The following is a 23,106-nucleotide window of genomic DNA, read 5'->3' as shown; positions in this document are numbered from 1 at the left end:
ATGAAAGTCCTTCTCGTCGCTAGCCCGCTGGCCGGGCACTTCAATCCAATACTGGTCGCCGCGCGATTGTTAAAGCGTGCGGGACACGAAACGGCAATCTACTCGGGCTCGCTGTTCCGCGACAAAGTCGAGGCCGCAAACATCGCATTCTTCCCACTGCCCGCCGACGTCGATTTCGACCTGCGCGATCTGGGTGCAGCCTTTCCAGAATGGAAGCAGTACACCCCCGGCCCGCAGCAACTTCTCTTCACGTTGAGAAACGTGTTCGCGAATTCGATCCCTTCCCAGTTCGAAGGACTCAAGGCCGTTCTGAAACGATTCGAAGCCGACCTGGTGGTATACGAAACGGCCTTTTACGGTGTGCTTCCGCTACTGCTCGGAGCCGATGGGCAGCGACGCCCTGCTTGCGCCTGTCTGAGTGTCACCACCATTCCGCTACCGCGCGAAGACGGGGCGCCGCTCGGTCCGGGGCTGATGCCTGCGGTGGACGCGGCGCAACGCGAGCAGCACCGCGCGGCTGCGCAGCGCATGGCTACCGTGCTGAACAATCCAGTCCGCGAGCATACCGACCAGATCCTCGACAAGCTGGGTGCGCAGAGGCTGCCTGGTACGCTGTTCGAATCGACGGGCCTGCTTTCAGATCTGATTCTTCAACCTTGTGCCCCGTCTTTCGAGTTTCCGTTTCTTAAGCCGCCTGCCAACAAGGTGGGGTTCATCGGATGCCTGTTTCCGGAGGGTTCGGGCGAGGTGCCGGCACAGGTGATGCAGGCCAGCAAAGCCGGCAAGCAGATCGTCCTCGTCAGCCAGGGAACGGTCGTCAACAACGATCTGGGGCGGCTTGTGACACCTGTCATCGAGGCATTCGGCGAGGATGACGACAAGCTGATCCTTGTCACGACCGGCGGTAAATCCATCGATCAGATTCCCGGTCCGATCAGCGCGAACACGGTGGCCGTGCCGTTCCTCAACTTCCGCGAGGTTTTTCCGCATGTCGACGTGCTGGTCGCGTTAGGCGGCTACGGTACCGTTACACAGGCGTTGAGTTGCGGCGTACCTATGGTGCTCGCCGGTCACGGGCAGGATAAGCCGGAGATCGCCGCGCGCATCGAGTGGACCGGCTGCGGGATCCGGCTCGACGCGGACAATCCGACCGTCAGCCAGTTGCGTCACGCTGTCGACGAGGTTCTGTCGGATCCGGATTATCGGACTTGCGCGAAGCGGCTTGCAGCGGAATTCACTTCTCTCGATGCGGCGCACGAACTGCCGCATCTGCTCGAGACGCTGGTCGCGGACCGGCGAGCGGCGTAACGGATAGACGGAGCCGAATCTGGACGCGGGGAAGATAACCGATGCCGTTTGAGCTTATGCGTTGAATCCAAGCGTGTTAGTCAAATCGCCCATCGGCGTTTGCCCCCGCGCGCGCATCGCATCGTCGCGCTCCTTGACGCCATCGAGGGGCTCCAGCCGGAACACTCTTGTGACGAAGCGCAGGATCGACGCGGTGTCGTAGACGGTATGGTCGACGTACCCCTTCTTCGCAAACGGCGAGATCACCAATGCCGGCACGCGCGTACCCGGCCCCCAGCGATCCCCTTTGGGCGGTGCCACGTGATCCCACCAACCGCCGTTTTCGTCGACTGTGACGATCACAACCATGTTCTCCCACTGCGGACTGCTGCGCAGCACCTTTACCGCGTGCATGATATGCCGGTCCCCCGATGCGACGTCGGCGTAACCGGCATGCATGGTCAAGTTGCCTTGTGGTTTGTAAAACGTGACCTGTGGCAGCTTGCCTGCTAGCGCGTCGGCAAGAAAGCGATTGGTGCGCTCGTCGTCGCCCAGCCCGCCGTCGCGCAACCGCCGGGTTCGCGCGGGGGTGCCGGGCGCGAGATTGCGGAAGTAGTTGAACGGCTGATGGTGGTACTGGAAGTTGGGAATCACCGGCACGCCATTTGACAGATTCGCGCCATGCTGCTCCAGCGTTTCGCGAAACGCGCCGGCATACCAGGCCCAATCGATGCCGCGTTTGTCGAGTTTGTCGCCAATGTGTTCGTGCGTCTGCGCAGGCACCGCCATCGCATTCGCATCGAGCCTGAAGTCGACGACCGTGCCGCTCGGGTCCATCGTCATCGGCGTCGGCGCGTAGGGCGGCAACATCGTGTTGACCGCGTAGCTGAGCACGGTGCCGTCGGTTAGCGTCTCCGGCGGTGTCAGCGCGCTGGGTCCGAACTTCGGAATGCCGTCTTTCGCGCTGGCCGGCGACACCGCCAGCGGCTTGAGATTGGGATCGTCCGGCTTGCCGCTCACGGTCTCGGCAATCTGAAACCTCGCGATGCTGTTGACCGGATCGAGATAACGCGGCGGCGTCGCCGAGATCAGATACTGGTGGTTAAGGAACGAACCGCCGAACGTGCCCTGGAAGAAGTTGTCGCACAGTACGTAGTCGGCTGCCAGATCCCAAAGCCGCAGATCGTAGCGCGCGTTTGCGTAGTGGCCCATCGTGAAGCCGGCGGAATCGGCCCACGCGACGAACATGTTGTTCCTGCCACCGTTGATCTGCATCTGGTTCTGATAGAACACGTGCCACAGGTCGCGCGTGACCAGCGACAGCGGCAGATTCTCGCCACCGGGGCCGCGCAACGGAAACGGCGCGTTCGGCAGATGGGTCTGGTACGGCATACCGGCCCGGTAGGCGACGCCATCGGCAACCTGGTCCTTCCGCAGCCAACCGCCTGGCACGTCGGGCAGTTGATCGAGCACGGTCTTGCCGTCCCGGTCCAGTTGCAGATAGTCCGCCGGCTTGAGCGATGACAACGGCTTCTCGACGCCCGGATAGTTGCCGAACAGATTATTGAAGCTGCGGTTTTCCGAGTAAATCACGACTACCGTCTTGACGTTGTCGCGCAACGCCGCGTCGAGATCGTGATGCAGCGCGCGGTTAGCCTGATCGCTGCCGGCACGCTCCGGTGCGATGCAGCCGCCCAGTCCACCGGCGGCCGCGACCGTCGCCATGCCGGTGAGAAAGCTGCGGCGGCTGGTACCCGGCTTGCCGACCGGTTCGGGAGTGTCGTCGGTTTGACCCGGCTTTGGGTTGGCGGGCGATGAGGATGAGGGATTCTTCAAGTCGGTTTCCTGGTATCGTGATCGATCGGGAAGCCTCCCGATCGCTGTCCCGCTGGCGCGTCGGCAACACACGCGTGCACCGCTCGCGCCGGTTGAGAGCCTCGCTGTGCCCCCTGAGCGGCGAATGTCGGACGTATGAACGCCCGGCACGAGCGGCGTCGTGGTCGATTCAATGCTCGACGATCTGCGAGTCGCGGCAGGCAGGCGGCGCATTGATCAGGTCGCACCGCGCCGGCCGCCCCTGCGGCAACTCGACCTTGAACCCCGTGCGCGCAGGTTCGGCGCCCGGATAGTCGGTGCTGATGATCTGCGCGCCACTGGCCAGCGCCGTATCCCGACGCGTCGTATCGTTATGCATCGCCTCGAGCGTGCCGTCGTCGGACCGGGTGCGGATCAGGTAGCCGGCACGCACCAGTTGTCCAATCTGCGCGACGTCGGGCGTGTTGACCTCCACGAACGCCGCGTCCGCCGCACCGGGCGTCGAATTCGTGAACAGCACGCGGCCCGCCAGCGACGGATGACCATCGCGATAGACGGCCGCCAGCTTAGGCGGATCCAGCAGGAACACGACTTTGCCGCGCGCCTGCTCGAGGGTCGGCCAGCCGCGCTGCGTCACCGCGTCGTTCAGCGTCGCAGCGGTACCGCGGACGTCGTCTGGTGTCACGATTTCATCGCGCGGAAACACCGCGAGAATCTCGCGATCGAGTGCGTCGAAGGCCGCGCGGTCGAACGGCTCCGGCACCACGGTGGGCAGCGGCCATTGGCTCTTCAGCGGGTTCTGCTTCGGCTCGATCAGGATGAACAGCGGCACGTGTCGCGGATGGGCGCTCGACCAGCTGCGGATTTCCTGCAGGCACGCACGCAACGGCTGGCACACGCTGCGGTAGTCGACGTCCTGGATGTGCATGACCTTGAAGCCCGGTTTGCGCATTTGCTGCGTGGGATCGAACGGCGGGTCGGCGGGCAGCCCCGCGTCCTTGACCATGCGCGGGCCGGCCGGGTCCGCATAGCGGCCGCCGGCCTTGTCGCCGTATACATCGATTTCGAGCTGCCTCACGCCACTCGATAACTGGCTCGTCAGCGACGGGTGCTGGTACTCCAGCAGCGGCAGCAGGTCGGCATGGTGCATTTGCCACACCTGCTTGTCGCCTGGGGCGATACCGGCGTGGTAACTGTTGTGCGTGCCGATCACCTGGATCTGGTTCATATGGACGGTGCTGGGGTCGCCTTGCGCGTGGCACAGCATCGACACGAGCGCCAGCGCGCCGGGTATCAGTCGGTTGATAAACGGTGATTTCATGAACTTCCTCTGCAGAATGAACGGACCTCGAAGAGGTAAAGGCAGCGGCTGAGCGAGGACACGCGTAAAGCCGCTGCCGCGCATCGACGCCTCAGTGCGCTGCGGCGGCTGCAACACAAAGCGGCGACACCGGATCGGACTGCGACGGCGGCGGCACGCGCGTGCCCCAGTCGGTCGGGGTCGACCCCATCGTCAATTCGAGGGTGCCGCCGTCGGCGATCTGCGCATGGCGGAACCACGCGTTATCGAGCGGCTTGCCGTTGAGCGTCGCCGACTGGACATAGCGATTCAGCCGCTCGCCGTCCAGATTCTTCGCGACGATGCGAAACACCTTGCCGGACGGCATGTCGATCTCCGCTTCGGGAAAGCTCGGCGTGCTGATCAGATAGACGTCCTGGCCCGCGTTCGGATAGATGCCGAGCATCTGGAAGATCAACCACGACGACATCGCACCGGAGTCGTCGTTGCCGGGCAGCCCAGCGCGCGTATCGCTGAACTGTCGCTCGAGCTGGTCGACAATCACGTCGTCCGACTTGTCGGGCCGGCCAGCCCACAGGTAAAGCATCGGCAGCAGGAAGCCCGGTTCGTTCGACATGTCGAAATGCTTGCGGTAAAAGAGCGTGTCGAGCCGATGAATAAAGGCCTCTTTGCCGCCGGACAGACGCATCAGGCCGCGTGCGTCTTGCGGCGCGTAAAGCGAGTAGGTCCAGATATCGCCTTCATATTCGAAGTTCGGCCAGGTGCCGCGTATCGTCAGGTCGGCGGGTGCCCAGCTGCCGTCCCGGTTGCGAGGCCGGATGAAGCCGCTGACACCACCGGTGGACAGACTGCTGTCCCACAGGTTGGCCCAGTTGCCCGCGCGCACCGCATAGCGCTGGGCGTCGGCGTCGTGGCCCAGGCCGCAGGCGAGTTCGGCAATCGCGAAATCGTCGTACGCGTACTCGACGGTGCGCGACCCCGAGCGGGGGTCGGCCGTGCTCACATAACCGTTGCGGATGTAGTCGGCAAGGCCGCCGCGGCCCACCATGCGCGGGTCGGGTGGCGGCACTTCAGCGTCCTTTTGCATCGCGGCGTAGGCAGTGGCGTAGTCGATACCGGTCATGCCCTTCACGTACGCGTCGGCCACCATCACGTCCGCGTTGCTGCCGCCCTGCGTGCGCCCGCTGGTATTGCCGCTGCGCGCGTCGGGCATATAGCCTTCGTGCCGGTAGATGTCGATCAGCGAGCGAATCGCGTCGCGCTCGCGATCCGGCGCGATCAGCGTAAGCAGCGGCCCCTGGCTGCGAAACGTATCCCAGATCGCGTAATAGTCGTCGTAGTAGGGCTCGTTCGACTTCCACAGCGGATTCTCGCCAGTGCGGTCGGACGGCACCAGCAGCGCGTGATACATCGCGGTATAGAACTGGCGGCGTTGCGAATCGCTCGCGCCGCTGATGCGAAGCGGCGACAACGCTGCGTTCCACGCAACGGTCGCGGCGTCGCGCACGCTGTCGAAACGCCATCCCGGCGCTTCGGCGACGACGTTGCGGCGAGCCTGTTCCTCGCTGACGAACGAAATGCCCACCTTGAGCTGGATGACCTGGCCCGCGGTGGTCGCGTAGTCGAGCGACGCACCGAGCGGTGCATCGCCGTCGATTTCGGCATGCTTCGACGACGATAGCGACGCCCCCGCCCAGCTCTGCGCACCGGTGGCCCGCGTATCGGCCACGGCGTAGAAATACACGCGGTATTCGCCGCCTTCGTTCCATCCGCCTCGATAGCGGCCCACCCCGGCCATTTCATGGTCGGACAGCACCTTGATCTTGCCGCCGACAAACTGTTGCGATTCGTCGCCATTGCCGTGGTTCAGCAGATGCGCGACGTTGAGTGTCACGTGCGCCTGCTCGCTGCGGGGAAAGGTATAGCGATGAAAGCCGACGCGGCGGGTGGCGGTCAGCTCCACCAGCGTGTCGTAACGCGTGAGCTGGGTGCGGTAATAGCCGGCGCTCGCCTGTTCGTCCGCACGGGCGGATTTGATGTCGGCGGGGTTCAGCGGGCCCGTGACGGGAGCCACCAGAATGTTGCCGTACTTGCCGGAGCCGCCGCTCAGATGCAGATGGCTGAAACCGTCGACCAGACCGGTGCTCGCATAGCCGCCGCCCGCCGGCACGCCATCGATGCTCTCGACGTCGGGGCCGAGCTTGACCATCCCGAACGGCATGGTGGCGCCCAGAAATACCTTGCCGCCCGCGTCGACGCCAAGAAACGGATAGACCGCACTGGCGTGCCCAGTCGCGCTGTGCGACGCTGCGACTGCCCCCGTGTTACCCGCGTCGGTCGACGCGGCCGCTGCTTTTGCCGCATACGGACAGAGCGCAACCAGCAGCGCCGCAAGCGCACTGCCCGCGGTTTTCATCCGCGCGGATCTGAATGATGATGACGAGTGATTCATTGAGCGAAAACCTCGAAGCCGGCGTGCCCGGCGAAAGCATCTGAAAGTGCGTACCGTCGGCATCAGAAGTACACGGTTGCCTGCAGCGTGAAATTGCGCTCAGGAAGGAAGTAGAAGGTCGGGTCGATGGCCGCGCCATTGCCCTCGGTCGCGGTGCGCCGGTTCAGCAGGTTGTCGATCAGCAACTGCACTTTCAGGCGCTTCTGGTATCGAAAACCGAGCACGAGATCGGTGTAGTAATACGCGGGCAGCTTCGCATTCGGGTTGTTCGGATCTTCGCCCGAAGCGGTAAAGCGCGGCCCCACGTACTTCGTCAACAGCGAACCGAAGAACGGGCCCCGGTCATAGAGCACCCCGAACAACGCGGTCGAACTCGGCGCATTGGCGATCGTCAGAAGCGTTTGCTTGGACTTCGCGCTGTTCAGGCTGCCGTTGACCGTCACGGCAAAACCATGGCCGAGTTCGTAGGTCGCTTCGGCCTCGAGCCCCTTGTAGATCACGCCGCCCTGGTTGAAGAACACCGGCTGGTTCGTGACCCCATCGACGGTCTCGAGCTGGCTGTTGATCTCGTTGCCGAAATTGATGTAATAGGCGTCGAAGTCCGCCGCCAGCGTGTCGCTTTTATAGACGATGCCGGTCTGGTAGTTCAGCGTCTTTTGCGGGTCGAGCGGAGCCTGTTGCGGTGCGAGGCTTTGCAGCACGCTGACCGGAGGCGCCTGGAAACCCATCGCCCACGATGCGTACACGGATACCGGCTGTGTGATCCGGTAGTTCGCGGTGACGGAGCCGAGGTCCGCGCTATACGACGCGCTGTCGTTCAACCCCACGAAGTTCTGCGTACCCTCGAAGCTGCGGTTGAAATTGATGTGCTTGTAACCCGGCGTGATCGTCAGCCCCGGCAGCGGCTTCCACTCGAACTCGATAAAGGTCTGCGCGGTGTTGGTGATGGCCGTGTTGTTGTTGACGAGCGAGCCCATGCCCGGGTTCGTCAGAAACTGCACCGGCGTGTTGGTCCTCAGATCGACGTCCTGCTCGAACTGGCTGATCCGCGCGTGCTCAAGCCAGGTGCCGGCGCGAATCGTGGTGCGCGTCCAGCCGTGGCCGACATCGCCCTCGATCTTGAAGATGTCCCCCCAGGAGCGGTATTGACTGAGCGATTGCGTGCCGGGCACGCCGCCATCCGCGAGATTCACCGAGTTGGGGGTGCGTAGCGTGGTATCCAGGCCGCCCAGACCCTCATCGGAAAGCGCGTACGTGTACACCTTGTTGTCGATCCGCACGACACCCAGATCGCTTTGTACGCCGATGTATTCGAAATCGGCCCGCCGGTGATCGGTGTTGTAGCCCTGGAACGCCTGGCTGGTCGGATCGCTGTTCAGGTTGCCGAAGCCTTTGCCGAAACGGTTGGCTGTTTCCGCCGTGATTGCCGAAAAGGTATTCCAGATGGTGTCGCTGACGCTGGAGAACAGCGTCACCACCGTGTTGTCGCCGATCGGCTGATCGACCTTGAAGGCGAAATTGTTGCGCCTGAATCCGGCGTTCTCGAGCAGGCCGTTGGTGCGGGTGTGATCGAAATTGAGCTGGGCGGTGGTGCCGCCGGTCTGCGAAATCACGCCGGAGTTGAGCGTGCCGCCCTCTTCCCACGATGCGCCGGTGCCGATGGCGCTGAACAGGCTACCGCCCGGCGTCTGTGGCGGGGTTGCCGAGAACAGCGAGATGGTGCCGCCGAAGGTTGCGTTGCCCACCGTGCTGGCCGTGCCGGGCCCGCGATCGATGATCACGTGGTCAAGCACGGCAGCCGGAAAGAACGACACCGTTGCGTGGCCGAACGCGCTCGGGTCGCCGAACGGAATGCCGTCGAAGGTGACGTTGTACTGGCCATCCTGGAAGCCGCGGATGGTGCCGCTTTTGCTCGAATAACCTGCGCCGTTCGGCGTCGCGTTGACAACCGAAGGCGCATATTGCGCGATCGCCAGATAGTCGGAATTGGGTTGCGCGACGTTCTTGATGAAGTGCGAGTTCAACACCGATTGCGGCTGCGTGGCCGTCAGTGCGCTTTGGGTCGGCGCGATTGCCGAAGCGGTGCGCGCCGGCGCGTTCGGGGCATTCGGATCGGAATCCGCATCGGCCGCACCCGTAGCGCCGACCTGACCGAGATCGATGGGTTGGCCTGGGGGACTTGACGGGGCACTCGACGAAGCAGGCTTGTCCTGCGCATTCGCATTGAGTGCGAATGCCAGAACCGCGAGCGAAGCAGTGAAGCGCATGACTACTCCTTGCCGATCAGCAATAGGAAGTGGGTGCCGCTGCGAAGCGGCGAATGGAAATGAATGGAAGCCGCGCGACCTGTGTCGCGCGTGCTCAGGACGACGGCGCGAAGGTCACGACGATCTCGAGGTTGAGCAGATGTCCCTTGAGCTCCGGAGGCGGTGCCGGAAAGGAGGTGCTACTCAATGCGGCGAGTGCGGCGTCGTCGAGCATTTTTTGCCCCGACGATTGCACCACGCGGGGATTCGATATCGAACCGTCCTGATATGCAAAACCGAGCCTGACGTGGCCGGTGAGCCGCATGATCCGCGCTGCGGACGGGTAACGAACGGCCGCCTGCACGGCATCGCGCAGACTCGCCTGAAATAGCGCGGACGGTTTGGCCTCCGGCTGCGCGGTGGCCGACGGCCGGGGTGGCTGCGCTTCGGGTGGCGGCGGCGACGGCCTGGCGGGCGGCGTAGGCGCGTCCTGTGCCGGTGCCTGGTCATGCGCCGGCACCGGCAGTTCGGACGGCGCGGCGGCCTTCGGCAGTTCGGGCTTCGGTACGCTCGCTTTCTCGCTGTGCCTCACGACTGCCGGCTGTCTGGGCTCGTGCGCGGGAGACGGTTTCAAAGGTACAGGCGGCTTCACTGGCGGCGGCGGCGCGGGAGCGGGAGCGGCCAGCGTCGGTGCCGCGATCGTCAGCTTGATCGGCTCGGGCGGTTTGGGCTGCGGCTTCGACGTCTGACGCGTGAACCCTCCCGCCAGGGCGACGACCAGCACCGCCTCGATGACGAGCGAGACGACAAACGCTTCGCCAAGCACCGTCCTCGGCGCGACCGGTCGCGGGTGGTACAGGGTGGTCATCTCGGGATTCCGTTCGGCAACAGGTTCATTGCTGCACCCTGGCAGCCAATGCAAGTTGGGTGACACCCGCCTTGCGGCAAGCGTCCATGACGCTCATCAGGCTTTGCACGGAGGTGCGTTGGTCGCTGGCGATCGTGACGGCGGTCTGTGCCGGGTCGCCGCTCGCGAGCCGACGGGACAACTCAGGCAACGTGAGCGACGTGCCGTCGACCTGCACGCTGCCATCGTTCAACAGCGTCACGAGCACCTTCGGATGCGGCACTTCCGCGGCAGTCGAGCTATGCGGCAACTGGGACACGATGCCGCTGTTCGGGATCATCTTCAGCATCGCGATCACGAAAAAGACCAGCAGGAAAAACATGATGTCGATCATCGGCACGATCTCGATGCGTGCCTTGCGTGGCTCGAGATATCGCATCATGTGTTGCCCTTTGCGACCGATCCGTCCAGACGGTTGATCAACATCGTCTTGAGCGTTTCCATGTCGTGCACGAGCAGGCGCACACGGGTCTGCAACGCATTCAGGAAAACCAGCCCGACGATCGCGACGAGCAGGCCGGACGCGGTCGCAATCAGTGCTTCCGCGATACCGCCCGTGATTTGCGTAGGCGCCGTGCCGGGCTGGCCCAGCACCTGGAACGAGTTGAACATGCCGATGATGGTGCCGAGCAGCCCGAGTAGCGGCGACAGCGTGACCGCGGTGTCGAGCAGCCACAGCGAGCGGTCCATTCTCGGCACCTCGAGAAGGATGGCCTCCTCCAGCCGGTCGCCAAGACGAACGTGATCGCGCAATTCCGGAAAGTTCAGCGGGACGCGCAGGACGCTCGCAAGCGGCTGGCGCTGCACGCTTCGCAGCAGGTCATCGAGCTCCCGCAAGTCGAGGTGAGTGAGCGATTCGACCCGCCTGATGACAAGGCGGCCCTTTTCCTTGAGCCGGGCAAGAAACCAGACGCGCTCCAGGCTGACCGTGAGCGTCATTAAAAACAATAGCGGCATTACAAACAAAATCCCACCAGAAGATGCTGCAACGTTAATTAAATTATTTAAAGACAATTGATTACTCCGGCTTAATTAATTACTTTCCAATTGCTAACACAAACGGTTGCGAACAAATTAAATGCTCGCTGTAACGCGCCACCACAATAGGGTTGACGTGTTTCATGTTTGTGACTGCTTTAGTGAATTAATTTTAGTGTAATTTGTATTGTTTTATTTTTAAACCGGGCAATTTAACCGGCTTTCGCAAAGGGCCGCATCAGCCAATGCGTGGTATTGCAGCGGGATGGATATATGAAGAATGGTTCTTTGAACAGCGCGAACCTGACCTGCGAGAAACGAACGGAGGCTGGCGTGACAATTTTTGCAACGGCTTTGCGTATCAGGCGAAGATCAGACGGCACAGAGTCACCGGCCGGGCTGCCAGCTATCTCACGATGGAAGAACCTTCATCGGTATCAGTATCGGTATCGGTACAATGCGGGCTGGACACAAATTGTCAGTACGTCTAGCACATTGACAAGATCCACCTTCGCTCATCCAATCGACTCTAAGGCATGGATAAGAAAATACGCGTGCGGATTGCCCTGGTCATCTCTGCGGTTGCATGCTACCGGGTATTCACGCATGTTCATCAGATTGCGACCGAGTGCATCCAGATCGGGCAAAGCCAGCGATGTAGCTTTGAAAATGCGGCCAACTTCGAGGGCTTGCAAAATGTCGATCTGCTTTTTACGTGTGGCTGGGTGTCAGGCGCGGTGATGTGCTGGTTCTTTGTCATGCAAGCCAGAAACGAGCCTCGCTGATCCGCTGAGTCGACGTGTCGATGCTGTCGTTCTTCACCCTTCCAGCAGCGAGTCCGGTCGAGACGTCCTGACAGGAATAGCGCAGCAACTAGGCGCGAAGATCTCCACGCAGATATGCGGCGACCGCCTCTGTCAGCGCGATGCCGCGCAATTCCTCGGGCGACACCAGGCGCGCGGCGACAATCTCGCGATTATCCAGCCGCAGTTCAGGCATGCTATCGAGGTGCAGTTCAAAGAAATGCACCCGGTCTCGTCGACCATCCCATATGCCGCTAGCGCTGCCCGCAGCGCGCAGCGTGTACGACGACAGACCAATCTCTTCCTCCATTTCGCGCCGCGCCGCCGCATCGGGCGTCTCACCGGGCCCGATACCGCCTCCCGGAAAATTCCACTCGGCCCGGTACGACGACTTCACGAGCAACAGCGCCTGCCCGACGTAGATTGCGATCAGCGCGCCTTCGTGGTGAGGCCGCCGAAGGTGCCACCAGACGCGAGCGCAGCGAAATGCTAGCCAGAACGCCATGCGCCAGGCGGCGTCGATAAGCCTGGCGGGTCCTGCTCGCTCGAGGCTCGGCATCAGGTTTACTCCTTTTCTTTTCGTGGGCAGAGGATGTTCCGCGGCGCTGCGTTAGTGCGGCTTCGATGCTTCGATCGTTCAGCACGTGTCACAGCAGCGCCCGGAAGCCGTAGTGTAACGGGCTGCCGCGGCTGCCTTCGATTGAGTCGTTCCTCGCACGAGGTCGATCAAGCCGATTCCGCATTGCCGAACCAGTTCAGAACAGCGTCTGCTGACCACTCGTCAGCGTCTCGAAGTCGTCATTCAACAAAGGCAGTATTGCGTCCGCCACCGGCTGCAACTGACTGCTCAGGTAGTGCTGGTAATCGAGCCCGGATCGCCAGGTTTCAAGCGGTTCCGGCCCGGCGCTGGTCATCACGTAACTGATCCAGCCGCCGCTCTGATACTGCAGCGGCCGCCCCTGCTGCCGATTGAATTCATCCGCCATACGGGCCGCGCGCACGTGCGGCGGCACGTTGCGCTGGTAGGCGGCAAGCGGACGGCGCAGCCGCTTGCGGTAAACGAGCAGGTCGTCGAACTCGCCGCTCAAGGTCCGGCGCACATAGTCACGCACGTAGTCCTGATACGGTTCCCGCCTGAACACGCGCAGATAGAGTTCCTGCTGGAACCGCTGGGCCAGCGGCGTCCAGTCGGTACGTACCGTCTCCAGACCCTTGTAGACCACTTCCTCGTTGCCGTCCTCACCCAGGGTGAGACCGGCGTAGCGCTTCTTGCTGCCTTCTTCAGTACCACGGATAGTGGGCATGAAAAAACGCTGATAGTGCCTCTCGAACTGCAATTCCAATGCGCTCTCCAGGCCGAAGCGCTCGCGCAGGTCCTGCTGCCACCAGTCGTTGATATACGCGACGAGTGTGCGGCCGGTCTGCGCGGCCTCTTCTTCGGTGCGCGCATGGTTCAGCCAGACGAAGGTCGAATCCGTGTCCCCGTAGATGACTTCGTAGCCCTGTGATTCGATCAGCTCGCGCGTCTTGCGCATGATCTCGTGACCCCGCATCGTGATCGACGACGCGAGGCGCGGGTCGAAGAACCGGCATCCGGTCGAACCCAGCACGCCATAGAACGAGTTCATGATGATCTTCAACGCCTGGGATAGCGGCTTGTCGCGATCGCGCTTGGCCGCCTCGCGCGCTTCCCAGATGTGCGCGACGACCGACGGCAGGCCATGCCGGGTACGTGAGAAGCGCGCGCCCAGAAAGCCGGGTACGGAGTCCGCATCACCGGGATTGCGCATGCCTTCCACGAGTCCGACCGGATCGATCAGGAAGGTGCGGATAATCGATGGGTACAGGCTCTTGTAGTCGAGCACCAGCACCGAGTCGTACAGCCCCGGCCGGGAGTTCATCACGAAGCCCCCCGGGCTCGGCGCTCCCGCGACGTCCCCAAGGTTCGGGGCGACATAGCCGAGCCGATGCATCAGCGGCATGTAGCGATGCGTGAAGGCGGCCACCGAGCCGCCGCTCCGGTCTGCCGGCAGGCCCGTCACGCTCGCGCGTTCAAGCAGGAACGCCAGCAATTCGGTTTTCGCAAAGATGCGCGTGACCAGCTCGCAGTCTTTCAGGTTGTAGCGCGCGAGCGCGGGCTTGTCTTCATCGAAGCGGCGCTGGATTTCATCCATGCGCTGGTATGCGTTGTCGATCGCCTTGCCCTCGCCCAGCACCGCCTGCGAAACGGACTCGAGGCTGAACGATGGAAAGCTCCAGGTCGCCGATCGCAGCGCTTCGATGCCGTCGATGATCAGCCGGCCAGCGGCGCCCGCGAAGAAATGCCCCTGCGTGAGGCCGTGTTCCCGCCATTCCATCACACTGCCGTCGCGGCCCAGACACAACGGAACGCGATATTGCTCCGCGTGCTGATGGAGGATGCGCAGATCGAACTGCACCAGATTCCAGCCGATGATCGCATCGGGATCGTGCTGCGCGATCCATTCGTTCAAACGCTCGAGCAACTGGGGGCGGCTCTCACAGTATTCGAAGTCGAAATCCACCGCGCTGCTGTCGCCGTTTGCCGGGCCGAGCATGTAGACCTGACGCTGCCCACAGCCTTCGAGTGCGATCGAATACAGCTCCCCGGTGGCGCTGGTCTCGATGTCCAGCGATACCAGCCGCAACTGCGGCCGATAGCCGGATGCGGGCTTCATGTCGCCGTCCAGCAATGGACCATTGCCGTTGGGTTTGCCGCTGAACCAGACGGGCGCGGTGATGAAGCGCTCCATCATGTACCGGTCAGGCGGAAAGACGTCGGCCTCGTAGACGTCGACACCAGCCTGTTTCAGGCGCTTTTCGACACGGGTCAGTTGCCGGTATTGCTGGCTGTACAGCCCCAGCACCGGACGATGCTGAAAATCGCGCAGTTCGAGCGGACGCAGTTCGATCCCCGCAGACGACGCTTCGCGACGCAGCGTCAGTTCGACGTGCTCGCGCTGCGCGACGGGGATGAACGCGACGGATTCCTGCGGGCGCAGGCGGATCTGGCGCGGCCCGTCGTCGGTCGCCAGCCAGAACACTACCTCCGTACCAGCCGGCGAGTCTCGCCAGTGACGGGTCAAAATGAAGCCCTGCTTCTGCGCTGTCAAACACCTACTCCAACACGACGGTATATGCACTGGATTTTACCGTCCGCACCGGGTGCGTGTTCCACGCGCGTTTGGCGGGTGTTGCATGCAGGGCCGCCCAAAACCATCAGGACTTTGCAGGTTTGATTCCAAACTCGGCCGACAGGCACGCCAACACTGCATCGTCGGAGACACCCTGGACGTCTTGGCGCGGCGTGTACGGTGTCTCAAGTACGGCTAGCTCATCGGCAGTGAGTTGCAGAACCAGCGAAGCAATCGCATCGTCGATATGAGACCGCTTCGTTGCATCCCCCAGCGGCGCGGCGACGACCGGGTTGCGTCTCAACCAGGCGAGCGCAATCTGCGCACCGCTTACGACCCAGCGGTCGGCAATGCGCCATGGAGCAGCGATACTCGCGCGCTCGCTGGGACAGTTCCACGCACCGGCCCGCTCTCGTGCGGGTTCTCTGTGTGGGACAGACGCAACATTTATATGCCTATTGCATAGACATAGGTAAGACAACTCTCAAAGCCACGAGTCTTGACAAGATATGACGCATTTTTCTACCCCGCGCCCCAAGAATTGACAGCTTGTCTCCGGCGGGGTTGGGTTGATGAATCGTTATTACCGGTTAGTCTATAGTCGCTCACGCGACATGCTGGTGGCCGTTGAGGAGACGGCTGCGGCTGCGAGCAAAGCTGGTGAGACGCGTACTACAGGGCGAGTGTCAGGTAGGCGGGGAATTTATCTGCCATTGCGGCGCCTCTTGCCCGCTGCGCTTTTGGCAATCGCGCCCATGCTCACGTTCGCGCAAGTCGTTGCAGGTGGCGCACACGCGCCGAACGTCATCCAGACACCCAACGGGCTTGATCAGGTCAACATCAACCGGCCTTCCGGCGCGGGCGTTTCGGACAACACGTACAACCAGTTCGACGTGCAGCAGAAAGGCGCGATCCTGAACAACTCACCGGTGATCGTGCAGACGCAGCAGGCGGGGATGATCAACGGCAACCCGAACTTCGCGGCGGGACAGTCGGCGAAGATCATCGTCAACCAGGTCAACAGCCCGACCGCCTCGCAGCTGAACGGGTATCTCGAAGTAGCGGGAAAACGGGCAGAAGTCATTCTTGCGAATCCGTCAGGCATTTCCGTCAACGGCGGCGGATTCATCAACACGAGCCGCGCAATCCTGGCAACGGGCGCGCCGAACTATGCGGCGGACGGCTCAATCTCCGGCTTTAACGTCACAAGCGGCAACATCACCGTCAACGGCGCCGGGCTGAACGCGTCGAATGTAGACCAGGTCGATTTACTGTCGCGTGCCGTGCAAGCGAATGCGGCGATCCATGCGAAGAACCTGAACGTCGTCACGGGCGCCAACCGCATCGACCATGACACGCTCAATGCGACACCCATTGCAGGTGACGGTCCTGCTCCGTATGTTTCGATCGACGTCAGCCAGCTCGGCGGCATGTACGCGAATCGCATTTTCCTCGTGGGCACAGAGGCGGGCGTAGGTGTTTCGCTCAAGGGCGTTGTGGCGGCAAATGCAGGCGACCTCGTACTGACCGCACAGGGCAAGCTGGAACTCGCGAGCCAGTCGAGTGCGAGCGGCAACGTCAATGCGTCGGCGCGCGACGGCATCGACAACAGCGGGACGACCTACGCACAGCAGAGCGTCAGCCTGAACACGTCCGGCACGCTGGCGAACAGCGGTATGGTTGCTGCGCAGCAGAACACGGCAATCAGCGCTGCCTCGGTGGATTCAACCGGCACGCTCGCGTCAGGCGTGAACGGCGACGGCTTGCTGGCGCAGTCCGGCGACCTGAACGTGAGTGCTTCCGGCGCGGTCACGACGACCGGCAGCAACGTGGCGGGCGGCAATGCGAACGTGAGCGGCGCGACGCTCAATCTCTCCGGCAGCACTACGTCAGCCGGCGGCACGATAGCGCTCGCGGCGAACAGTGGAGACCTGAACCTGTCGGGCGCAACCACGACCGCAGGCGGTACGCTTGAAATGCGCGCGAACGGCACGCTCACGAACGACAACGGCGTGCTGTCCTCGGGCAGCGGGCAAACCGTCACGGCGGGCGCACTGTCCAATCGTGGCGGCCGGATTGCCGCCGGCGCGAGCGCAACGATCCAGAGCGGATCGCTGGCCAACAACGGCGGCTCGATTGTTGCGCCGGACCTCGCCGTCGCAACCGGCAGTACGCTCGACAACAGCGGCGGCGACATCGAGGCGAATCAGCTCGCGCTAAATGCGACAGACCTGCTGAACCACGCCGGGACAATTACACAATACGGCGTGTCGCCGATGGGCTTCACCGTCAGCGGCACGTTCGACAATTCGAACGGCGGCACATTTCAGACCAACAGCACCGACCTGACACTTGCCCCAGGGACACTCATCAACGATGGCGGCACGATCCTCGATGCGGGCACGGGCACGCTGACGATTGCACCGGGCAATGGTGTGGGTTTCTTCTCGAACGTTGGCGGTCAGATCAACACTGCGGGACAACTCGCCGCGCGAGCCGGCAGCCTGAACAACACCAGCGGTGTGCTTGCCGCGCAGGGCAATATCGTGGCGAACGTCGCGGGCGACGTGAACAACACACAGGGCGCGATTCGGTCGCTCTCGTCGCTGTCGCTCGCGAGCGACAGCACGCTGACGAACACGAACGGCCAGATTGCCGCGGCACATGACCTGTCTGTCAATGCCGCAGCGCTCACGGGTGGCGGTGCCTACAGCGCGGCCAATGACGTAGCGATACGCGTACAGGGTGATTTCGCGCCCACGCCCGATTTGCGGTTCGCAGCGGGTCACGACCTGAGCTTTACCCTGCCGGGCACATTCAGCAACGGTGCGACGCTGGAGGCGGTGAACAACCTGGGCATCAACGCGGGCGATATCGCCAACAGAGGCCTGATGATGGCGGGCGGCACGCTCACGACGCATTCGAACACGCTGGAGAACACGGGTGCGATGGTTGGCGGCAGCGTCTCGCTCAACGCGAACCGCGCGATATCCAACGTTGGGCCGACCGCGCTCATTGGCGCGACGGACAGCGACGGCACGCTCGAACTGCTTGCGCATGACATCGAGAACCGCGACGGCGATACGACGACCGACACGCAGGCAACAACCGCGATATACGGTCTCGGCAAGGTCGTACTGGCGGGTGGCAAGAATACGGACGGCAGTTACACCCACGCGAGCCTGATCCGCAACCAGTCAGGGCTGATCGAATCGGCGGCCGATATGGAACTGCACGCCAGCCAGGTCACGAACACGCGCACGACGATGACGACGACCGGCCTGAACCAGCCGGTGGACCCAACGCTACTGGACGAGCTCGACATCAGTCTCTCGGGCCGCACAGGACAGGTCGGCGTCCAGGACCCGAACAGCATCGGCGGCGTCTATACCGAGCCTCCGCACGGAGGCCAATGGAATTCGACCTACCAGTACACGACCTACACAGGCGTGGTGGTCGCGAATCTGATCGCGTCTATCAGCCCGCAGGCGCAGATCATCGCCGGGGGTAATCTGGACGCGTCGAATGTGGGCCTGTTCCAGAACTATTGGAGTGCGGTCGCGGCAGCCGGCAACATCGCCGCGCCGGTCTCGCTCGACCAGAATAGCTGGCAGGGCCAGACAGCGCCGAATGTTCGGGTCACGTACTCCGGCGAATATCACTACAACAACTACGACAACACCGAACACGACTGGCGATTGCCATTTGGCGATGCGCCATTCGTTGGCGCAAGGCCTGGCGGCTACACGCAGGCCGCGCCGGCCGACATCCGCTATTACGCGCTCCCGAGCTACGAATCGAGCTTTGTCGCGGGCGGCGCACTGTCGGGCTCGGGCATCAGTATCGACAACACGGCCGGTAATGCTGGCATTCCGTCTATCGGACTTGCTCCGGGGCAGGCAATGTCGGGGGTGAATGTCAATGGCCTGAGCGGCAATGCGAACGCGACGGCGCAGAACGTACTGCAAAACCTGACAGTTCCCCAGGGCGGGCTGTTCGGTCCGGCGACCGCGCCAGGTGCGAGCTGGCTGGTTGAAACGAACCCGGCCTTCACGAACCAGAAGACGTTCGTCTCCAGCGACTACTACCTGCGACAGCTTGGCCTCAATCCGCAGACCACCGAAAAGCGTCTCGGCGATGGCTTCTACGAGCAGCAGCTCGTACGCAACCAGATTACCGCGCTCACCGGCAAGGCCGTGCTCGGTCCGTACACCGATCTTCAGTCGATGTACGAGGCGCTACTTGCAGCAGGTGCATCGCTCGCGCAGTCGCTGAACCTGCCGCTCGGCATGAGTCTGTCGGCTGAACAGGTGGCGGCTCTTACCAGCAACATCGTCATCATGCAGACCGAAGTTGTTGATGGTCAGTCCGTGCTCGTGCCGGTCATTTATCTCGCCAGAGCGAGCCAGCAGAACATGAACGGTCCGCTGATTGCCGCCACCGACATCGATTTTCAGAACGCGCGGACCTTCACGAACAGCGGCACGGTGCAGGCGGGCAACACGCTATCGATCCAGGGCAACCAGATCAGCAACGCATTCGGCACGCTGCAAAGCGGCGGGCTGATGTCGCTGACGACGAAGGGCAACGTCGACCTCACTTCAGCGACCGTGAAAGCCGGCAGCCTGGCGCTGAAGGCTGGTGGCGACCTGCTGCTGAATACGGCAGTGAAGACTGTTGACCAGGTCAGCGCGACGGGCGCCACGCGCACCACGAGCACGCTCGGCCCCATCGCCAACGTGAACGTCAAGGGCGACGCGGTCATCAGCACTGGCGGCGATGTCGAGCAGAACGCGGGCAACCTGAATGTCGGTGGCAACCTCGGCATGGCCGTGGGTGGCAACTACGACATCGGCTCGGTGCAGACCGGCGAGCACAAGGTGGTTGAGCGCGCGAACGGCGTGTCGAATACCAGTTTCAACCAGACGACCGGCAGTTCCGTGAACGTCGGCGGCGTGTCGCAGATTGGTGTCGGGGGTGACCTGACGGCGACGGGCGCGAGCCTGAACCTTGCTGGTGGAGGCACGCTCGCGGCAAACGGCAACGTGACGCTTCAGGCGGCGAAAGCAACTTCGACTACCGATAGCAATAGTTCTGGCAGCGACAGTCACGGGAGCTACTCGGAATCGCTGCACAGGTCCGACGATACCCTCACGGCAACGACGCTCAACGCGGGCAATTCCCTGACCGTGGTATCCGGCAAGGACATCAACGTCACCGGCAGCGCGATCGGTCTCGACAAGGGGACGGCGACCCTTGCGGCAGCGGGGAACGTCAACATCGGCGCGACGATGGAAACGCACGTCGAAAACTCCCAGGAACAGCACAAGCACAGCAATGTCGTGAGCGGCAAGGAAGTGCATAGTTCACGCGAAATCACGACGACGCTTTCGCAGGGCAGCATGGTTTCCGCCGATGCCGTAGCCATCGCGAGCGGCAAGGATATCAACGTCACGGGCAGCACCATTGTCGGCACAAACGACGTTGCGCTCAGTGCCGCGCATGACGTGAACATCGTCACGTCGCGGGACACCATGCAGTCGTCGGGCTCCTATCAGGAGAAGCGCACGGGCCTTGGCACAAGCGGCCTGACCCTTACGGTCGGCACCAACACGCTTGCGACGACCGACCAGAAATCAAGCGTCACCAGCAATGCGAGCACGGTCGGGTCGATCAACGGCAACCTCTCGATCCAGGCGGGCAATACCTTGCACGTCACGGGCAGCGACCTCGTCGCTGGCCAGAACCTGACGGGCACTGCAGCCAATGTGCTGATCGATGCTGCGACCGATACCGCGCATCAGGCCCAGACGCAGAAAACGAGCAGCAGCGGCCTGACGATCGGACTGGCGGGTTCGGTGGGTGACGCGATCAATAACGCGTATTCGGAAACGCGGGCGGCCAGTCATTCGAGCAGCAGCGGCAACGACCGCGCGGCGGTACTGCACAGTATCGCGGCGGCTGGCGATGTTGCGATAGTCGGCGCGGGAGCGGCATCGTTGGCTGCGGGTGGCAAGCCTGATATCGGCATCAAGGTCAGCATCGGATCGAGCAAGAGCCAAAGCCAGTCGTCGGAGGATCAGGCAACCCAGCGGGCTTCCAGTGTGCAGGCAGGGGGCACCGCTGCATTCCTCGCGACGGGCGGCGACGTAACCATCGCCGGCTCGAACGTGAGCGCAAATGATGTTGTGCTCGCCGCGAAGGACAAGGTCAATGTCATCAATACGACGGACACCGATTCGACTCGTAGCTCGAACAGCTCCAGTAGCGCGAGCATTGGCGTGCAGTACACGGTCGGTGGCGGCTTTGGTGTTTCCGCGGCGATGGCGAATGCGCACGGCGATGCGAATAGTGATGCGTCGATCCAGAACGCGTCGCATGTCGCGGGCACGAACAGCGTCACGGTGATCTCGGGCGGCGATACGAACATCATCGGCTCGCAGATTAATGGCAAGCAGATTGTCGCTGACGTTGGCGGCAATCTGAGTGTCGCAAGCGTGCAGGACGTGACGAACAGCGCCGCGCATCAGAGCAGCGCGGGCGGTGGCTTCACGATCAGTCAGGGCGGCGGCAGCGCGAGCTTCAGTGCGCAGAATGGTCACGCGGATGGCAACTATGCGGGCGTGAATGAACAGGCCGGCATCCGGTCGGGCGATGGTGGGTTTGCGATCAGCGTCAAGGGCAACACGGACCTTAAAGGTGCGGTGATCGCGAGCGAGGCGGACGCGTCGAAGAACACGCTTGCCACGGGCACGCTGACGTTCAGCGATGTCGAAAACCACTCGCACTACAGCGCGACGAGCAACGGTCTTAGCGTGGGCGGCGGTATCGGTTCCACGGGGAAAGCGAGCGGGCCCGGCTCGGTCGGTGGTTCGGGCGGCCTGATTCCGATGATGACGCAGAACGAAAGCGGAGATACGAGCGCGACGACGCGCAGCGCCGTTAGTGCGGGAACGATCAACGTAACGAATGCTTCGAGCCAGACGCAGGATGTCGCAGGCCTTAGCCGTGACACGGCCGACACGAACGACAAGGTGGCGAACACGCCAGATGTGAATAGCATTCTGAACCAGCAGGCCGATACGATGCAGGCCGCGCAAGCTGCTGCTCAATCGGTCGCTCAAGGCATCGGTGCGTATGCCGACACGCAGCAGAAGGCGGCACAAGATCAGGCCGACGCAGCAAAGGCGACGGGCAATACCGACCTTGCTGCGCAATACCAGGCCGTGGCTGATTCGTGGAATGAAGGCGGGACGAATCGCGTCGGCCTTCACGTAGCGGGCGGTGCGCTCGTCGCAGGGCTGGGTGGTGGAGGCATTGGTAGCGCCGCCCAAGGGGCGGTCGGCGCAGGCACGGCTGCAATTCTTGCCGGCAAGATCAACGGAGTTGCGGACTCGGTTGGCGATGCGACCGGCTCGATGACTGCGGGCAATATTGCGGCCAACGTACTGGCGGGTCTCGGTGGCGCGATCATGGGTGCAGGCACGGCAGGCGCGTTTGCTGCGTCGAATGCTGACCTGTACAACCGGAGCACGGGAAATGAAAAAGGTATGGGTGGTACGGGAAGCGAATTTATTGACAATGCCAAGAACACTGGTGCCGGTGTCTGGAATGGGCTCGTTACTCTCGCGGAAATGGGCATCAATTTGCCGAATGGTGGCCCATTTGCTGCTCCGAACGATCCCGGTTATGTCACGCTGGATTCGGCCCGTTTACCCTACACATCTGGTGATCAAATCGGTCCTGCGGTCGAGTTCTTTGCCGCCGCGCTTGTCACTAAGGGCGTTGGCAAAGGCGCGGTGGCCGACGCAGAGGCGGCGGCAATGGGAGACGCTGCAGCATTCAAAAAGGGCATTGATGCGACCAGCTATCAAGGTACGATGTTAGGTACGGATGGAGCACGGGTTGCAAGTAAGACTGTGTGGAAAGGCACAGGTCAAGAGCGTATTGACGTTGAAAATCCAGCGCCGGGTGTTCGTCCGGGGCAGATTCATTACCAAGACAACGGCGGATCGAAATACTATTACGATCCCAACACGCAGGTATTTTTCGATCAAAGAACCGGCGATCTTGCGCCTCGAAACGTACAAAATCTCTTGCAAGATCCGTCTTTTTCGAAGGCTATCAGCAAAGCGTTGAACGGATACCTTGGAGCAAAATAATGCT

Annotated in this window: 13 protein-coding genes; 3 read left to right on the top strand and 10 right to left on the bottom strand. The window is 62.4% G+C overall.

From position 1 onward, the window contains the following. Positions 1-1,308, top strand: coding sequence for a glycosyltransferase (locus tag ACYVNQ_RS31620; RefSeq protein ID WP_460908435.1), 1,308 nt, complete (start codon positions 1-3; stop codon positions 1,306-1,308). Positions 1,309-1,362: 54 nt separating this feature from the next. Here ACYVNQ_RS31620 and acpA read toward each other — a convergent pair whose 3' ends face one another. From acpA to ACYVNQ_RS31585, 7 genes are all read right to left on the bottom strand, one after another. Next, positions 1,363-3,012 carry an acid phosphatase gene (gene acpA, locus ACYVNQ_RS31615; RefSeq protein ID WP_460908524.1) on the bottom strand — a complete coding sequence of 550 codons (1,650 nt, stop codon included), beginning with the start codon at positions 3,010-3,012 and terminating at the stop codon, positions 1,363-1,365. 280 nt (positions 3,013-3,292) lie between these two features. Further along, positions 3,293-4,423, bottom strand: a complete 1,131-nt coding sequence (locus ACYVNQ_RS31610; RefSeq protein ID WP_460908433.1) for a phosphatidylinositol-specific phospholipase C1-like protein — start codon at positions 4,421-4,423, stop codon at positions 3,293-3,295. Between the two features lie 91 nt (positions 4,424-4,514). Beyond that, positions 4,515-6,818: a GH92 family glycosyl hydrolase gene (locus ACYVNQ_RS31605; RefSeq protein ID WP_460908430.1), complete on the bottom strand. Its 2,304-nt coding sequence runs from the start codon at positions 6,816-6,818 to the stop codon at positions 4,515-4,517. Positions 6,819-6,916: 98 nt separating this feature from the next. After that, positions 6,917-9,121, bottom strand: a complete 2,205-nt coding sequence (locus ACYVNQ_RS31600) for a TonB-dependent receptor (RefSeq protein WP_460908428.1) — start codon at positions 9,119-9,121, stop codon at positions 6,917-6,919. 94 nt (positions 9,122-9,215) lie between these two features. Next, positions 9,216-9,968, bottom strand: a complete 753-nt coding sequence (locus ACYVNQ_RS31595; RefSeq protein ID WP_460908426.1) for an energy transducer TonB — start codon at positions 9,966-9,968, stop codon at positions 9,216-9,218. Positions 9,969-9,993: 25 nt separating this feature from the next. Next, positions 9,994-10,389 carry an ExbD/TolR family protein gene (locus tag ACYVNQ_RS31590; protein WP_460908425.1) on the bottom strand — a complete coding sequence of 132 codons (396 nt, stop codon included), beginning with the start codon at positions 10,387-10,389 and terminating at the stop codon, positions 9,994-9,996. After that, positions 10,386-11,021 (bottom strand): MotA/TolQ/ExbB proton channel family protein, encoded by a 636-nt coding sequence (locus tag ACYVNQ_RS31585; RefSeq protein WP_460908423.1) that lies wholly within the window; start codon positions 11,019-11,021, stop codon positions 10,386-10,388. The genes ACYVNQ_RS31590 and ACYVNQ_RS31585 overlap by 4 nt, the downstream gene beginning before the upstream one ends. A 500-nt stretch (positions 11,022-11,521) precedes the next feature. Here ACYVNQ_RS31585 and ACYVNQ_RS31580 point away from each other — a divergent pair, with 500 nt between their 5' ends. Then, positions 11,522-11,770, top strand: a complete 249-nt coding sequence (locus ACYVNQ_RS31580; RefSeq protein WP_460908421.1) for a hypothetical protein — start codon at positions 11,522-11,524, stop codon at positions 11,768-11,770. Between the two features lie 88 nt (positions 11,771-11,858). On the opposite strand, the gene ACYVNQ_RS31575 is transcribed toward ACYVNQ_RS31580, so the two are convergent. The 3 genes from ACYVNQ_RS31575 to ACYVNQ_RS31565 form a co-directional block, all read right to left on the bottom strand. After that, on the bottom strand, positions 11,859-12,347 hold the full coding sequence (locus ACYVNQ_RS31575) for an NUDIX domain-containing protein (RefSeq protein WP_460908419.1): 489 nt from the start codon (positions 12,345-12,347) through the stop codon (positions 11,859-11,861). 196 nt (positions 12,348-12,543) lie between these two features. Beyond that, positions 12,544-14,919 (bottom strand): DNA polymerase II, encoded by a 2,376-nt coding sequence (locus tag ACYVNQ_RS31570; RefSeq protein WP_460908417.1) that lies wholly within the window; start codon positions 14,917-14,919, stop codon positions 12,544-12,546. Between the two features lie 106 nt (positions 14,920-15,025). Further along, positions 15,026-15,421: an aldo/keto reductase gene (locus ACYVNQ_RS31565; RefSeq protein ID WP_460908415.1), complete on the bottom strand. Its 396-nt coding sequence runs from the start codon at positions 15,419-15,421 to the stop codon at positions 15,026-15,028. 91 nt (positions 15,422-15,512) lie between these two features. Here ACYVNQ_RS31565 and ACYVNQ_RS31560 point away from each other — a divergent pair, with 91 nt between their 5' ends. After that, on the top strand, positions 15,513-23,102 hold the full coding sequence (locus tag ACYVNQ_RS31560; RefSeq protein WP_460908412.1) for a two-partner secretion domain-containing protein: 7,590 nt from the start codon (positions 15,513-15,515) through the stop codon (positions 23,100-23,102). Positions 23,103-23,106 lie beyond the last annotated feature (4 nt).

This window comes from Paraburkholderia jirisanensis (genome assembly GCF_054782355.1).
The sequence above is the reverse complement of the archived record's forward strand: the minus strand, read 5'-3'. Positions and strand labels throughout refer to the sequence as shown.

Bases quoted from the DNA above. Each gene is read 5' to 3' on its own strand.
- ACYVNQ_RS31590 (WP_460908425.1), bottom strand. From the start codon at position 10,389: ATGATGCGATATCTCGAGCCACGCAAGGCACGCATCGAGATCGTGCCG.
- ACYVNQ_RS31575 (WP_460908419.1), bottom strand. From the start codon at position 12,347: ATGCCGAGCCTCGAGCGAGCAGGACCCGCCAGGCTTATCGACGCCGCC.
- ACYVNQ_RS31595 (WP_460908426.1), bottom strand. From the start codon at position 9,968: ATGACCACCCTGTACCACCCGCGACCGGTCGCGCCGAGGACGGTGCTT.
- ACYVNQ_RS31580 (WP_460908421.1), top strand. From the start codon at position 11,522: ATGGATAAGAAAATACGCGTGCGGATTGCCCTGGTCATCTCTGCGGTT.
- acpA (WP_460908524.1), bottom strand. From the start codon at position 3,012: ATGGCGACGGTCGCGGCCGCCGGTGGACTGGGCGGCTGCATCGCACCG.
- ACYVNQ_RS31620 (WP_460908435.1), top strand. From the start codon at position 1: ATGAAAGTCCTTCTCGTCGCTAGCCCGCTGGCCGGGCACTTCAATCCA.
- ACYVNQ_RS31605 (WP_460908430.1), bottom strand. From the start codon at position 6,818: ATGAAAACCGCGGGCAGTGCGCTTGCGGCGCTGCTGGTTGCGCTCTGT.
- ACYVNQ_RS31610 (WP_460908433.1), bottom strand. From the start codon at position 4,423: ATGAAATCACCGTTTATCAACCGACTGATACCCGGCGCGCTGGCGCTC.
- ACYVNQ_RS31600 (WP_460908428.1), bottom strand. From the start codon at position 9,121: ATGCGCTTCACTGCTTCGCTCGCGGTTCTGGCATTCGCACTCAATGCG.
- ACYVNQ_RS31560 (WP_460908412.1), top strand. From the start codon at position 15,513: ATGAATCGTTATTACCGGTTAGTCTATAGTCGCTCACGCGACATGCTG.